The following is a 12,343-nucleotide window of genomic DNA, read 5'->3' on the forward strand; positions in this document are numbered from 1 at the left end:
AAGTTTTCAAAACTGGCACTCCCTTTGCAAAACCGCCGTTACACCTGCGACGTAATGAAGAGAGGTTCGTGATGAAAATTGGCGTATTTGTACCGATCGGCAACAACGGCTGGCTTATCTCGACCACTGCCCCGCAATACATGCCGACCTTTGAGCTGAATAAAGCCATCGTGCAGAAAGCGGAGCACTACCATTTCGACTTTGCGCTCTCGATGATCAAACTGCGCGGCTTTGGCGGCAAAACTGAATTCTGGGACCACAACCTGGAGTCCTTCACCCTGATGGCGGGCCTGGCGGCGGTCACCTCCCGCATCCAGATCTACGCCACCGCCGCCACGCTCACCCTGCCCCCGGCGATCGTGGCGCGGATGGCCTCCACCATCGACTCCATCTCCGGCGGGCGCTTTGGCGTTAACCTGGTCACCGGCTGGCAAAAACCGGAGTACGAGCAGATGGGGATCTGGCCGGGCGACGATTACTTCTCGCGTCGCTATGACTACCTGACCGAATACGTGCAGGTGCTGCGCGACCTGTGGGGCAGCGGCAAAAGCGATTTCAAAGGCGACTTCTTCACCATGAACGACTGCCGCGTCAGCCCGCAGCCGTCGGTGCCGATGAAGGTTATCTGCGCCGGGCAGAGCGACGCGGGAATGGAATTCTCCGCCAAATACGCGGACTTCAACTTCTGCTTCGGCAAAGGCGTTAACACCCCTGCCGCCTTCGCCCCTACCGCCGCGCGGATGAAAGAGGCCGCCGACAAAACCGGGCGCGACGTGGGCTCCTACGTGCTGTTTATGGTGATTGCCGACGAAACCGACGACGCCGCGCGCGCCAAATGGGAGCGGTATAAGGACGGCGCTGACGACGAAGCGCTGAGCTGGCTAACCGAGCAGAGCCAGAAGGACACCCGCTCCGGCGCGGATACTAACGTGCGGCAGATGGCCGACCCGACCTCCGCCGTCAATATCAACATGGGCACCCTGGTTGGCTCGTATGCCAGCGTCGCCAGAATGCTCGATGAAGTGGCTGCCGTGCCCGGCGCCGAAGGCGTACTGCTGACCTTCGATGATTTTCTCACCGGCGTGGAAACCTTCGGCGAGCGCATTCAGCCGCTGATGCAGTGCCGCGCCCACATCCCAGCCGTGACGAAGGAGGTGGCGTAATGACGACCTTAACCGCGCGCCCGGAAGCCATCACCTTTGACGCGCAGCGCAGCGCGCTGATTGTGGTGGACATGCAAAACGCCTATGCCAGTAAAGGCGGGTATCTGGATCTGGCCGGGTTTGACGTCTCCACCACGCAGCCGGTGATCGAGAACATCAAAACCGCCGTGCACGCCGCGCGTGCTGCGGGCATGCTGCTCATCTGGTTCCAGAACGGCTGGGACGACCAGTACGTCGAAGCTGGCGGCCCCGGCTCACCCAACTTTCACAAATCCAACGCCCTGAAAACCATGCGCCAGCGGCCCGAACTCCAGGGCACGCTGCTGGCGAAAGGCGGCTGGGATTATCAGCTGGTGGATGCGCTGGTACCGGAACCCGGCGATATCGTGCTGCCGAAACCGCGCTACAGCGGCTTTTTCAATACCCCGCTCGACAGCCTGCTGCGCAGCCGGGGCATTCGTCATCTGGTCTTTACGGGCATTGCCACCAACGTCTGCGTGGAGTCCACCCTGCGCGACGGCTTTTTCCTCGAGTATTTTGGCGTGGTGCTGGAAGACGCCACCCATCAGGCCGGGCCGGATTTCGCCCAGAAAGCCGCCCTGTTCAATATCGAAACCTTTTTTGGCTGGGTCAGTACCGTCAATGAATTCTGCGACGCGCTGGATCCCCCCCTCGCCCGTATCGCCTGAGGAGAACCGCTATGCCGAAATCCGTGATTATTCCGCCGGGCACCAGCACCCCAATTGCCCCGTTTGTTCCCGGCACCCTCGCCGACGGCGTGGTGTATGTCTCGGGCACGCTGCCGTTTGATAAAGACAACAACGTGGTGTTTATCGATGACCCAAAGGCGCAAACCCGCCACGTGCTGGAGACGATCAAAACCGTGATCGAAACGGCGGGTGGCACCATGGAGGACGTGACCTTCAACAGCATCTTTATCACCGACTGGAAAAACTACGCCGCGATTAACGAAATCTACGCGGAGTTTTTCCCCGGCGATAAACCGGCGCGGTTTTGCATTCAGTGCGGGCTGGTGAAGCCGGACGCGCTGGTTGAAATCGCCACCGTTGCGCACATCGCAAAGTGAGGCGACCATGAAACTGTCTATTTCCCCGCCCCCCTTTGCAGGCGCGCCCGTAGTGGTGCTGATTGCCGGGTTGGGCGGCAGCGGGAGCTACTGGCTGCCCCAGCTCGCCATGCTGGGGCAGGAGTATCAGGTGGTGTGCTACGACCAGCGGGGCACGGGGAATAACCCGGATACCCTGCCGGAAGACTATACCCTCGCACACATGGCCGACGAGCTTACGCTGGCGTTATCCGAGGCCGGGATCGTCCGTTACTGCGTGGTGGGCCACGCGCTGGGGGCACTGGTCGGCCTGCGGATGGCCATCGATAAGCCCGACGCCCTCACCGCGCTGGTGTGCGTTAACGGCTGGCTAACCCTTCATGCCCATACCCGCCGCTGTTTTGACGTTCGCGAACGTCTGCTGCATGCGGGCGGCGCGCAGGCGTGGGTAGAGGCGCAGCCGCTGTTCCTCTACCCGGCAGACTGGATGGCCGCCCGCGCTCCGCGGCTGGAGGCCGAGGAAGCGCTGGCGCTGGCCCACTTCCAGGGTAAAAGCAATCTGCTGCGCAGGCTGCATGCGCTGAAGCAGGCCGATTTCAGCCGTCACGCTGCATGCGTTCGCTGCCCCGTGCAGATTATCTGTTCCGCCGACGATCTGCTGGTGCCGTCCGTCTGCTCTGCTGAACTGCACAACGCCCTCCCGCACGCCCGCAAAACGGTCATGCGCCAGGGAGGTCATGCCTGTAACGTCACCGAACCGGACACCTTTAACACCGTGCTGCTGAACGGGCTTGCCAGCCTGCTGCACAGCCCTGTACCCGCTTTGTAAGGAGCTTTAATGAGCGAAGCCATTACGCCCGCCGCGCTGGAAACGCTGTTTACCGGCGCACGAACCCACAACGGCTGGCTGGATATACCGGTCAGTGACGAGACGCTGCGCGAGATTTATGACCTGATGAAATGGGGACCGACGTCCGCCAACTGCTCCCCGGCGCGCATTGTCTTTGTGCGAAGCCCGGAGGGTAAAGAGAAGCTGCGCCCGGCACTCTCCAGCGGCAACCTTGAGAAAACGCTCACCGCCCCGGTCACGGCGATTGTCGCCTGGGACAGCGAGTTTTATGAGCGCCTGCCGGAACTGTTTCCGCACGGCGATGCCAGAAGCTGGTTTACCGCAAGCCCTGAGCTTGCGGAAGAGACCGCCTTTCGCAACAGTTCGATGCAGGCCGCGTACCTGATCTTCGCCTGTCGCGCGCTCGGGCTGGACACCGGGCCGATGTCCGGCTTTGACCGGGAAAAAGTGGACGCGGCCTTTTTCACGGGCACGCAGCTGAAAAGCAATCTGCTGATCAACATCGGCTATGGCGATATGAGCAAAGTCTATGGACGCTTACCGCGTCTGACCTTCGAAGACGCCTGCGGTCTGGCGTAAGGAGCCACCATGACGACACCCGATCAACAAACGTTCCGTGATGCCATGGCCTGCGTCGGTGCGGCGGTCAATATCATCACCACCAACGGCCCGGCGGGAATGGCGGGCTTCACCGCCAGCGCGGTATGCAGCGTGACCGATTCGCCGCCGACGCTGCTGGTTTGCCTCAACCGTGGCGCGTCCGTCTGGCCGATCTTCAGTGAGAATCGCACCCTGTGCGTTAACACGCTGAGCGCCGGACAGGAGCCGTTATCGAATCTCTTTGGCGGTAAAACGCCGATGGAGGACCGCTTTGCCGCCGCTCGCTGGGAGACGGGTGAGACGGGCTGCCCGCGCCTGGAGGCGGCCCTGGCCTCGTTCGACTGCCGCATCAGCCAGGTGGTCAGCGTCGGTACTCACGATATTCTGTTCTGCGACATCGTTTCCATCATTCGCCACCCTGCACCGCAAGGGCTGGTGTGGTTCGACCGGGGCTACCACGCACTTATGCGACCCGCCTGTTAACCCGCATTAAGGAGACAGATCATGTTCGGACTTCCCCACTGGCAGTTGAAATCGACCTCCACAGAAGCAGGCGTGGTCGCGCCGGATGAAAGGCTCCCGCTCGGGCAGACGATGGTGATGGGCGTGCAGCACGCGGTCGCGATGTTTGGTGCGACGGTGGTGATGCCCATGCTGATGGGGCTGGATCCTAACCTCGCCATTTTGATGTCGGGTATCGGTACCCTGCTGTTCTTTTTTGTCACCGGCGGGCGCGTGCCGAGCTATCTCGGCTCCAGCGCCGCCTTCGTCGGGGTGGTCATTGCGGCAACCGGGTTTAACGGTCAGGGCATTAACCCCAACCTGAGCGTAGCCCTTGGCGGCATTATCGCCTGTGGGCTGGTCTACACCCTGACCGGACTGGTGGTAATGAAAGTCGGCACGCGCTGGATAGAGCGGATGATGCCCCCCGTTGTCACCGGGGCGGTGGTGATGGCGATAGGCCTGAATCTCGCGCCGATTGCGGTGAAGAGCGTTTCCGGTTCACCGTTTGAAAGCTGGATGGCGGTGATTACAGTGCTGTGCATCGGCGTGGTGGCGGTCTTTACGCGCGGCATGATCCAGCGGCTGTTGATCCTGGTCGGGCTGATTGCGGCCTGTCTGGTCTACGCGCTGCTGGCGAACGTGTTCGGCCTCGGCAAGCCGGTTGATTTTACACTGATTCACCAGGCCGCCTGGTTCGGCGTGCCGCAGTTGACCTCGCCCACTTTTAACGCTCAGGCGATGATGCTCATCGCGCCTGTCGCGGTGATTCTGGTGGCTGAAAACCTGGGCCATCTGAAAGCCGTAGCGGGAATGACTGGCCGCAATATGGACCCGTACATGGGACGGGCGTTTGTGGGAGACGGTCTGGCGACCATGCTTTCGGGTTCCGTGGGCGGCAGCGGCGTCACCACTTATGCGGAAAACATCGGCGTGATGGCGGTGACCAAAGTCTACTCGACGCTGATCTTTGTCGCGGCGGCGGTGATGGCGATGCTGCTCGGCTTTTCCCCGAAATTCGGCGCATTGATCCACACCATCCCGGCACCCGTGATTGGCGGCGCCTCGATTGTGGTATTTGGTCTGATTGCCGTCGCGGGGGCGCGCATCTGGGTGCAGAATCATGTTGATCTGAGCCAGAACGGTAACCTGATCATGGTGGCGGTGACGCTGGTGCTGGGGGCGGGTGATTTCGCCCTGACGCTGGGCGGGTTTACGGTGGGCGGGATAGGCACGGCAACGTTCGGCGCGATCCTGCTCAACGCCCTGCTGAGCCGCCGGATGGCTGCCGCGCCGCAGGGCGCCGTGGTGACTCAGGATCCGTGAAATCTACACGTCGGGTGACGGCGACGCCTTACCCGACCTGTATTATCCAAAAGTGCGATCACGCCTGCTCAAACAGTCGTTCGATAGAGTGCGTGGGAAAGAACAGCGAATTGCTATTTTCACCTGCCAGCGGGATAAAACCCAGCTTCAGATAAAACCGTTTGGCCCGTTCATTAAGCGCATCCACAAAAATTCCGTGGACGCCAACAGCCTGCGACGCCAGGTAAACCACGCGCATAGCGTGTGCAACGAGCGTTGTTCCCCATTCGTTTCCCTGGAGTTCTTTATGGATAGCCAGACGCCCCAGCGTCACGCTGGGTACGTTGCTGTAAGGGATGCGACGCTGCTGAGTCTTTGAAGGAAGCATCGCTTTCTCAAAGCAACTTCCCGAAAGCGTGTAATAGCCCAGGATACGTGGTTGGTCGCGTTCTTTAAGCAGGTAGCCTCGTAAAATACGTCCGCTGTGCTGACGTACCAGGTGATCGGTAAGGAAGGCATTGAGCGAGGGTTCACCACAATCGAAATTGCCGAAATCGTAATCGGTTCCCTCTGATAACATTTCGATCGTGAGATTTGCCACGACGCTTCACTCCATGTTTCGAAGACGTTTCGCCGCGCGTTTCAGGCGTTCCTTTGGCTCTGGCGGATTGTCGATGGCATCCATCACGGCATTCCATGAGGCTTCGTTTAATACGAGACGCCGATGCTGTTCGATGACTTCGGCAGCCCGCTCTGACGCACTGTTCACCATAAACTGGGTGATCGTTTGGTTGGTCATCGCTGCCGCTTCTTCAATCATTGTTTTGTCTTCGTCCGATAAGCGAAGATCGATACGCTGTTTTTTAAGTGCTGGCATGGTTTCATTTATCGTGTACGGTTTTTATCCGTACATATCGTAGTTAAACCTGCGCTTTATTTCAATCAAAAGCTTATTCGGCCGTTAAATCGCTCGCCGCATTCCGGCGCTTGCGGAGCTTTAACTCACTCACCAGTACGCCGAGAATAATAAACGCCGCGCCCACCAGCGCCAGCAGCGGCAGACGCTCCCCGGCGAGTCGCCCGAAAATACCCGCCCACACCGGCTCACCGGTGTAAATGACCGTCGCCCTTGTCGGGGATACGCTGCGCTGCGCCCAGTTCATGGTGACCTGGATAATGGCGCTGAAAATGCCCAGCCCCAGCGCCACGACGATAAGCCCTGTGGACATCGGCGGCACAGACTCCCCTGCCGGGACCATCGTCGCGAACGCCACCAGCGACGCAGTGGTAAGCTGCACGACCGTCACCCGCTTAACGTCCACTTTCCCCGCCCAGGCGCTAATCAGAATAATTTCAGCCGCAATGGCAACGGTCCCCACCAGGGTGATGATCTCCCCCGGCCCCAGCGCCAGCAGATTATTTTCCGGCCCGGCTAATAAAATGAGGCCGATGAACGCCAGCACGATGCCAATGCACGACATCAGGCCCGGCATTCTGCCGAGGCACAGCCACTGCAACAGCGGCACCAGCGGTACGTACATGGCGGTGATAAAGGCAGATTTGCTGCTGGAGATAGACTGAAGTCCCCACGTTTGCAGGCTGTAACCCATGGCAATCGCCACGCCAATGGCGACCCCCGCTTTAAGCTCTCTCAGGGTCAACCCGCGCAGCGTTTTCAACGAAATAAGCGCCACGGCGATTGCCGCGGTTGCAAAGCGCAGACCCACGAAGAAAAACGGATCGCTCATCGTGACCGCGTACTGAACGGCGAGAAAGGTTCCGCCCCAGAACATGGTGATTAAAATCAGGATGGCTTCCTGAGGCTTAATGGAGAAGGTAAAACGGGAAACGGACATGGGACACCAGCACGAAGAATCAATCCTGTAGTGTGCGATGCCTTTGGTTACAGTTCAATGTTGCAGACATAAAAAAACCGCCGGGAAACCCGGCGGCAGGGAGTTAACCCGGCGTACTACTTGTTGCTGCCGTGGCTATTTTTACCCCCTTTTTTACCAGCCTCTGATGCGCGCTGAGGGTCGTTTTTAAAGTTGCCCCCGCTAGACTGGCCACCTTTACGACCTGCTTCTGATGCTCTTTCACGGTCTTCAGCGAAATTACCTGAACCACCACGATGGTTTGCCATCTCTAACCTCCAGAGTGTGAAACATTAGACATCATATTGCATTCAGTAAAAGAGGATTCTTTCACCTCGCGGCTCAAGGGCAGTGCCTTTATCTGTGCCGCGTGAAACTAAGCTTAGTGTAATGCGGCTATCCGGCAAGCGAGAGGTAATATTCTGCAACATGATCTCAGCCTTTCGTATGAAATATTTCAACGGCTATTCATAAGCCATTCTTATATTTTGGAAAATCCGCGCCGCTAAAGTTGTTTCATTTTGCTACAAGGCGCACAATCAAAAGATATTGTTATATATCAAAGAAATGCCGTTCATTTTTGCAGTCTGGCTGTGATGTCATATCTTTAAAGGAGCGCAGCGATCCGCTGTAAGAAAACCAACGAGGAGTGATGCAAAATGGCAAAAGTTCTGGTGCTCTATTATTCCATGTATGGACACATTGAAACCATGGCTCACGCAGTAGCAGAAGGCGCAAACAGAGTAGTCGGCGTTGAGGTCGTGGTTAAACGCGTACCGGAAACCATGCAGGCGGAAGCCTTCGCCAAAGCCGGCGGGAAAACACAAAATGCCCCGGTGGCCACCCCGCAGGAGCTGGCAGACTATGATGCCATTATCTTCGGCACCCCGACCCGCTTCGGCAATATGTCCGGCCAGATGCGCACCTTCCTCGACCAAACGGGCGGGCTTTGGGCCTCCGGTGCGTTATACGGCAAGCTCGCCAGCGTGTTCAGCTCTACCGGCACGGGTGGCGGTCAGGAGCAGACGATCACCTCAACCTGGACTACCCTTGCACATCATGGGATGGTGATAGTGCCAATTGGCTACGGCGCGCAGGAACTGTTCGATGTTTCCCAGGTTCGTGGCGGGACACCGTATGGCGCAACCACCATTGCCGGTGGGGATGGTTCACGCCAGCCAAGCAATGAAGAACTTTCAATCGCCCGCTATCAGGGTGAATACGTCGCGGGTCTTGCCAAAAAACTGAACGGCTAACCCAACAGGAGGACAAGTATGCCAACGCAAGAATCCAAAGCTCACCACGTGGGCGAATGGGCAAGTTTACGCAATACCTCTCCGGAGATTGCCGAAGCCATCTTTGAAGTCGCCAATTATGACGAAAAGCTGGCCGAGCAGATTTGGGAAGAAGGCAACGATGAAGTGCTGGTTCGCGCCTTCGAAAAAACCGACAAAGACTCGCTGTTCTGGGGCGAGCAAACCATCGAACGTAAAAACGTCTGAACGTGCCCCCCGCCCGCGCGGGGGGTTTTCTGCTATTTCGCCGCGTTATTCATCACCGCATTGAATTTATCGATCGGACAGAAACCATTGCCATCCACCGGACAGCCCTTCAGCTCCAGCGTCACGCGCTGCGCAGGGGATTGCAGCGACAGTACGCTGGCGTTACGCAACTGGTCAGAACTCTGGTAGACATACTCAATTTTCATCAGCTCCTGATTAGTGTTTTTGTCATGCCAGCGCTGGAAGACAATTTTACCGCCAATCGGGGTCCGTTCCTGCTGGTCGTGCAGCTGATATGGCCTGAAGTCCAGCGCAGTCAGCAGCGAGGCGATATTGGAGTCATGCCCCACCAGCAGGGTAATTTTTGGCGCTTTTGCCTGTTCGGTCACCAGCGCTTTATCAATGTACTTCACCAGCGGTTTAGCCACGTTTTGCGCCACGTCCGTCGAGGTAAACAGCGAGTCCTGATAGCCATTTTTCAGCTTCGACAGCACGCGCCACTGCTGATCGGTTTTGATTTCGCCCCAGGCCACCTGGTCTGTCGGGAAGCCTTCGTAATACTGTAGCGTGAACGCATCCACCAGCGAGTTACCCACCTTCAGCGGCCCGGAGACGCCCGGCTCTTTTTCATAGTCGGCACTGAAGGTATCTTTCGCGTCCGCCAGCGAGCAGACTTTTTTCTCTTTGCAGGACGGCGAGTCGGCGTAGCTGGTCATCTGCTCCAGCAGCTTGTAGCTTTCGCCAAGCTGCATTTTCTGCCGCTCGGACTCCATCGCTTTCAGCGCTTTTTCGCGGAATTCTGGGGAGTTATCGGTAATGACCGGATTGAATGTCGGATCCATGGTGCCCATTTTTTCCTGATGATGCACAGGAACATCGCACCCCGGGAACGCGCCGGTGATAAAGAACTGGGCGGTCGCCACGGTGCGCTGGAGGCTGTTGGCGTAGGCATAGACGGTTTCCGCTGGCGGGCATTCACCCGTCTTCACCATCCTCTGCTCTGCCAGCCACTCGCGCATATAGTGACCCATATACACTTCCAGTACGCCCCCTTTGGTGGTGAGCTGTCCACCCGGAACGTCCCACTCCGGCCACTGCTTCGGCGTGGACTGCTCCAGCACGCTGCCGTTATTGGCAAGCGGCGCGCGCAGGTTGTGGCGGCTCATGATGAGCACCTGTTCCAGCTGATAGCCGTCCGGCGTGTCCTGCGCCTGTGCGCCAAAGGTCACGGAAAGAGTACCTGCCACGGCAACTGCGAGTAGTGCTTTTCTCATCCCTAATTCCTCACACGTTTTTTAATGTCGCACTGAGTGTGACAGATTCGTGACAGGTTTTTCGGGAAGCATTTCTCATACTGATAAATACGTGACTCGCTGATTCAGGCGCTGATGCCGGTGACGATGCCGACATACAGCGCCGCCCATGCGCAGGCTGACGGCGTATACCTTTATCGCGTTCAGCCTGAGCATGCCCGCCGCCAGCGGCACGATATAGCGCAGTACCGCCAGGAAACGCGAAGTGAACAACACCAGCACGCCATTTTTATGCAGCTGGTGCTGTACCCGCAAAAACTTATCGGCATGTTTTGCCGTGAAGCGTGACACCAGCCGGGTATGCCCCATCAGCTGGCCGATATGGTAATTCAGCACCGAACCTGCCGTAGCGCCCATCACCACCGCCAGCCACGTCAGCGCCGGATGCATGCTTGACTGGCTGACGGCGATCCCTGCCAGCAGCATGACCGATGCGGGCGGCAGCACGGAGGAGACCAGCACCGTCGACTTACTCAACGCCATAATAACGAGCAGCGCGAACAGATGCGTCGGATAATGCGCAAAATGATCCAGCAGCGTGTCCAGCCATGCCATTTTACTCTCCCGATTACCAGTGAATTCTCCATTAGAAGTGAAACCGGTTAAATAAAACGTCAACATCCCTTTAATAATATTCATTTAAACCGTACTTAAACATTATTAAAATTCTTCGGCAGCCATTTTAAATAAGCGTATTATCCCTCCCGTTTTACAACGATCTCGTTATGGCGAGGCTCCTGTACAAATACACGTTATCGCTCTGGTGGGTTCGAGAGAACCGGCACAGGGTAAAACAGGCACTGTCGAATCAAGGCTTTGTCAGTATAACTTCCCTTTCGGGATACGATGTACAGTGCTGAACCCAGGACGTGGGGATCTCCTTTCCGACATGCCCTGTCTTGCTCGCCCCTGAGAGATTTTATTATTCAAAGGGAATTTACTATGTCTTACGCTATTCACAACCAAAACCTGGCTTTTAATGACAGCGCCATCGCGCAATATATGAATACCGATTTTATTGTTATCGATATTTCATTATGCGTGGCTCTGGCACGCGAGCAGTTCTTTGAAAAATTAAAAGACGATGATATTCCGTCGCATATTTTTATCGAAGATAACGGTCGCCTCGCGGGTTTGATTGCCGTACGCAAACTCTTGCAGGCCACGGATACCGTTCAGCCCGTAAAGGGGCTGATGATATCGGATTTTATCCAGCTCAAACCGGAAGATGAGCGGGCGGATGTCGCCGGGGTCCTGGCGCACGCGGGTGCGGATGTTGTGCCGGTAGTAACCCACGGCAAGCTGGTGGGCTGCCTGACCGAGCGCGAAATCGCCCATCTGCTGGAAGATGATGTGACAGAAGATGCCCAGCTTCAGGGGGCGACGCTGCCGCTGGAAAAGCCCTATCTGGAAACCAGCGCCTTTAGCCTGTGGAAGAAACGCTCCGTCTGGCTGCTGCTGCTGTTTGTTGCGGAAGCGTATACCAGTTCGGTGATCCAGCATTTTGAAGAGGCGCTGGAATCCGCCATCGCGCTGGCGTTCTTTATTCCGCTGCTGATTGGCACCGGCGGAAACAGCGGGACGCAGATCACCTCGACGCTGGTGCGCGCCATGGCGCTGGGGGAAGTACACCTTCGCGACGTGGGTCGCGTGCTGCGCAAAGAGATGAGCACCTCGCTAATGATTGCCGCCACGCTGGGTCTGGCGGGCTGCATTCGCGCCTGGATAATGGGCATTGGGATGGAAATCACGCTCATCGTCAGCCTGACCCTGGTCTGCATTACGCTGTGGAGCGCAATCGTCTCGTCGGTGATCCCGATGGTACTGAAACGCTGCAAAATCGACCCGGCGGTGGTCTCCGCACCGTTTATCGCCACGCTGATCGACGGAACCGGGCTGATTATCTACTTCAAAATCGCACAGTATACGCTGGGGCTGGAATAACAAAAAAACCCTGCGATATTGCTATCGCAGGGTTTTCGAATTTGGCGGAAGCGTAGAGATTCGAACTCTAGAACCCTTTCGGGTCGCCGGTTTTCAAGACCGGTGCCTTCAACCGCTCGGCCACGCTTCCAAAGTGAGGCGCACTATAAACATCTCTGAGCATGATGTAAAGCATGAAATTGCATTACGTTAAGCATCTTCGTCGTTCCCTTCCGCCTCGCTGAC

General features: G+C 57.3%; 15 protein-coding genes, 1 tRNA gene, 1 pseudogene and 1 riboswitch. Of the genes and pseudogenes, 10 read left to right on the forward strand and 7 right to left on the reverse strand.

Translation table 11 applies throughout. From position 1 onward, the window contains the following. Nucleotides 1-71 precede the first annotated feature (71 nt). The 7 genes from rutA to rutG are packed head-to-tail and all read left to right on the forward strand — an operon-like array spanning nucleotide 72 to nucleotide 5,506. Nucleotides 72-1,163: a pyrimidine utilization protein A gene (rutA, locus tag ACOTX7_RS11630; RefSeq protein WP_213826810.1), complete on the forward strand. Its 1,092-nt coding sequence runs from the start codon at nucleotides 72-74 to the stop codon at nucleotides 1,161-1,163. Beyond that, nucleotides 1,163-1,852, forward strand: a complete 690-nt coding sequence (gene rutB / locus ACOTX7_RS11635) for a pyrimidine utilization protein B (RefSeq protein ID WP_221255771.1) — start codon at nucleotides 1,163-1,165, stop codon at nucleotides 1,850-1,852. The genes rutA and rutB overlap by 1 nt, the downstream gene beginning before the upstream one ends. Before the next feature lie 11 nt (nucleotides 1,853-1,863). Next, a complete protein-coding gene (rutC, locus tag ACOTX7_RS11640; RefSeq protein WP_032608979.1) occupies nucleotides 1,864-2,250 on the forward strand; it encodes a pyrimidine utilization protein C in 387 nt (128 codons plus the stop codon). A gap of 7 nt (nucleotides 2,251-2,257) precedes the next feature. Continuing rightward, the gene (gene rutD, locus ACOTX7_RS11645) at nucleotides 2,258-3,058 is read left to right on the forward strand and encodes a pyrimidine utilization protein D (RefSeq protein ID WP_221255770.1); all 801 of its coding nucleotides are present in this window, start codon (nucleotides 2,258-2,260) and stop codon (nucleotides 3,056-3,058) included. A 9-nt stretch (nucleotides 3,059-3,067) separates the two neighbouring features. Further along, on the forward strand, nucleotides 3,068-3,658 hold the full coding sequence (locus ACOTX7_RS11650) for a malonic semialdehyde reductase (RefSeq protein ID WP_221255769.1): 591 nt from the start codon (nucleotides 3,068-3,070) through the stop codon (nucleotides 3,656-3,658). 9 nt (nucleotides 3,659-3,667) lie between these two features. Next, nucleotides 3,668-4,162, forward strand: a complete 495-nt coding sequence (gene rutF / locus ACOTX7_RS11655; RefSeq protein ID WP_221255768.1) for an NADH-dependent FMN reductase RutF — start codon at nucleotides 3,668-3,670, stop codon at nucleotides 4,160-4,162. A 21-nt stretch (nucleotides 4,163-4,183) separates the two neighbouring features. Beyond that, nucleotides 4,184-5,506: a pyrimidine utilization transport protein G gene (gene rutG / locus ACOTX7_RS11660; RefSeq protein ID WP_221813443.1), complete on the forward strand. Its 1,323-nt coding sequence runs from the start codon at nucleotides 4,184-4,186 to the stop codon at nucleotides 5,504-5,506. Between the two features lie 58 nt (nucleotides 5,507-5,564). On the opposite strand, the gene ACOTX7_RS11665 is transcribed toward rutG, so the two are convergent. From ACOTX7_RS11665 to ACOTX7_RS11680, 4 genes are all read right to left on the reverse strand, one after another. Then, a complete protein-coding gene (locus ACOTX7_RS11665) occupies nucleotides 5,565-6,086 on the reverse strand; it encodes a GNAT family N-acetyltransferase (protein WP_221813445.1) in 522 nt (173 codons plus the stop codon). A gap of 6 nt (nucleotides 6,087-6,092) precedes the next feature. Continuing rightward, nucleotides 6,093-6,362: a DUF1778 domain-containing protein gene (locus tag ACOTX7_RS11670; RefSeq protein ID WP_221813447.1), complete on the reverse strand. Its 270-nt coding sequence runs from the start codon at nucleotides 6,360-6,362 to the stop codon at nucleotides 6,093-6,095. A gap of 73 nt (nucleotides 6,363-6,435) precedes the next feature. Then, nucleotides 6,436-7,341: a DMT family transporter gene (locus tag ACOTX7_RS11675; RefSeq protein ID WP_221813449.1), complete on the reverse strand. Its 906-nt coding sequence runs from the start codon at nucleotides 7,339-7,341 to the stop codon at nucleotides 6,436-6,438. A gap of 116 nt (nucleotides 7,342-7,457) precedes the next feature. Then, on the reverse strand, nucleotides 7,458-7,628 hold the full coding sequence (locus ACOTX7_RS11680) for a general stress protein (protein WP_001273664.1): 171 nt from the start codon (nucleotides 7,626-7,628) through the stop codon (nucleotides 7,458-7,460). A gap of 390 nt (nucleotides 7,629-8,018) precedes the next feature. Here ACOTX7_RS11680 and wrbA point away from each other — a divergent pair, with 390 nt between their 5' ends. Then, a complete protein-coding gene (wrbA, locus tag ACOTX7_RS11685) occupies nucleotides 8,019-8,615 on the forward strand; it encodes an NAD(P)H:quinone oxidoreductase (RefSeq protein ID WP_221255765.1) in 597 nt (198 codons plus the stop codon). Between the two features lie 18 nt (nucleotides 8,616-8,633). Further along, on the forward strand, nucleotides 8,634-8,861 hold the full coding sequence (locus ACOTX7_RS11690) for a YccJ family protein (RefSeq protein ID WP_006809324.1): 228 nt from the start codon (nucleotides 8,634-8,636) through the stop codon (nucleotides 8,859-8,861). A gap of 32 nt (nucleotides 8,862-8,893) precedes the next feature. Here the strand turns inward: ACOTX7_RS11690 and agp are convergent, their stop codons facing one another. Further along, a complete protein-coding gene (agp, locus tag ACOTX7_RS11695; protein ID WP_221255764.1) occupies nucleotides 8,894-10,135 on the reverse strand; it encodes a bifunctional glucose-1-phosphatase/inositol phosphatase in 1,242 nt (413 codons plus the stop codon). 104 nt (nucleotides 10,136-10,239) lie between these two features. Then, nucleotides 10,240-10,729, reverse strand: a pseudogene (locus tag ACOTX7_RS11700) (DedA family protein). Between the two features lie 157 nt (nucleotides 10,730-10,886). Continuing rightward, a riboswitch (M-box (ykoK) riboswitch) is annotated at nucleotides 10,887-11,056 on the forward strand. A 60-nt stretch (nucleotides 11,057-11,116) separates the two neighbouring features. Here ACOTX7_RS11700 and ACOTX7_RS11705 point away from each other — a divergent pair. Beyond that, the gene (locus tag ACOTX7_RS11705) at nucleotides 11,117-12,118 is read left to right on the forward strand and encodes a magnesium transporter (protein WP_006809327.1); all 1,002 of its coding nucleotides are present in this window, start codon (nucleotides 11,117-11,119) and stop codon (nucleotides 12,116-12,118) included. A gap of 42 nt (nucleotides 12,119-12,160) precedes the next feature. Here the strand turns inward: ACOTX7_RS11705 and ACOTX7_RS11710 are convergent. Continuing rightward, a tRNA-Ser gene (locus ACOTX7_RS11710) sits at nucleotides 12,161-12,248 on the reverse strand. Nucleotides 12,249-12,343: the final 95 nt, after the last annotated feature.

Source organism: Enterobacter cloacae complex sp. IR5418 (genome assembly GCF_049238105.1).
Lineage (GTDB): Bacteria > Pseudomonadota > Gammaproteobacteria > Enterobacterales > Enterobacteriaceae > Enterobacter > Enterobacter hormaechei.

Excerpts from the sequence above, each read along its gene's own strand:
- rutA (WP_213826810.1), top strand. The coding sequence starts at position 72 with ATGAAAATTGGCGTATTTGTACCGATCGGCAACAACGGCTGGCTTATC.
- rutB (WP_221255771.1), top strand. The coding sequence starts at position 1,163 with ATGACGACCTTAACCGCGCGCCCGGAAGCCATCACCTTTGACGCGCAG.
- rutC (WP_032608979.1), top strand. The coding sequence starts at position 1,864 with ATGCCGAAATCCGTGATTATTCCGCCGGGCACCAGCACCCCAATTGCC.
- rutD (WP_221255770.1), top strand. The coding sequence starts at position 2,258 with ATGAAACTGTCTATTTCCCCGCCCCCCTTTGCAGGCGCGCCCGTAGTG.
- ACOTX7_RS11650 (WP_221255769.1), top strand. The coding sequence starts at position 3,068 with ATGAGCGAAGCCATTACGCCCGCCGCGCTGGAAACGCTGTTTACCGGC.
- rutF (WP_221255768.1), top strand. The coding sequence starts at position 3,668 with ATGACGACACCCGATCAACAAACGTTCCGTGATGCCATGGCCTGCGTC.
- rutG (WP_221813443.1), top strand. The coding sequence starts at position 4,184 with ATGTTCGGACTTCCCCACTGGCAGTTGAAATCGACCTCCACAGAAGCA.
- ACOTX7_RS11670 (WP_221813447.1), bottom strand. The coding sequence starts at position 6,362 with ATGCCAGCACTTAAAAAACAGCGTATCGATCTTCGCTTATCGGACGAA.
- ACOTX7_RS11675 (WP_221813449.1), bottom strand. The coding sequence starts at position 7,341 with ATGTCCGTTTCCCGTTTTACCTTCTCCATTAAGCCTCAGGAAGCCATC.
- ACOTX7_RS11680 (WP_001273664.1), bottom strand. The coding sequence starts at position 7,628 with ATGGCAAACCATCGTGGTGGTTCAGGTAATTTCGCTGAAGACCGTGAA.
- wrbA (WP_221255765.1), top strand. The coding sequence starts at position 8,019 with ATGGCAAAAGTTCTGGTGCTCTATTATTCCATGTATGGACACATTGAA.
- ACOTX7_RS11690 (WP_006809324.1), top strand. The coding sequence starts at position 8,634 with ATGCCAACGCAAGAATCCAAAGCTCACCACGTGGGCGAATGGGCAAGT.
- agp (WP_221255764.1), bottom strand. The coding sequence starts at position 10,135 with ATGAGAAAAGCACTACTCGCAGTTGCCGTGGCAGGTACTCTTTCCGTG.
- ACOTX7_RS11705 (WP_006809327.1), top strand. The coding sequence starts at position 11,117 with ATGTCTTACGCTATTCACAACCAAAACCTGGCTTTTAATGACAGCGCC.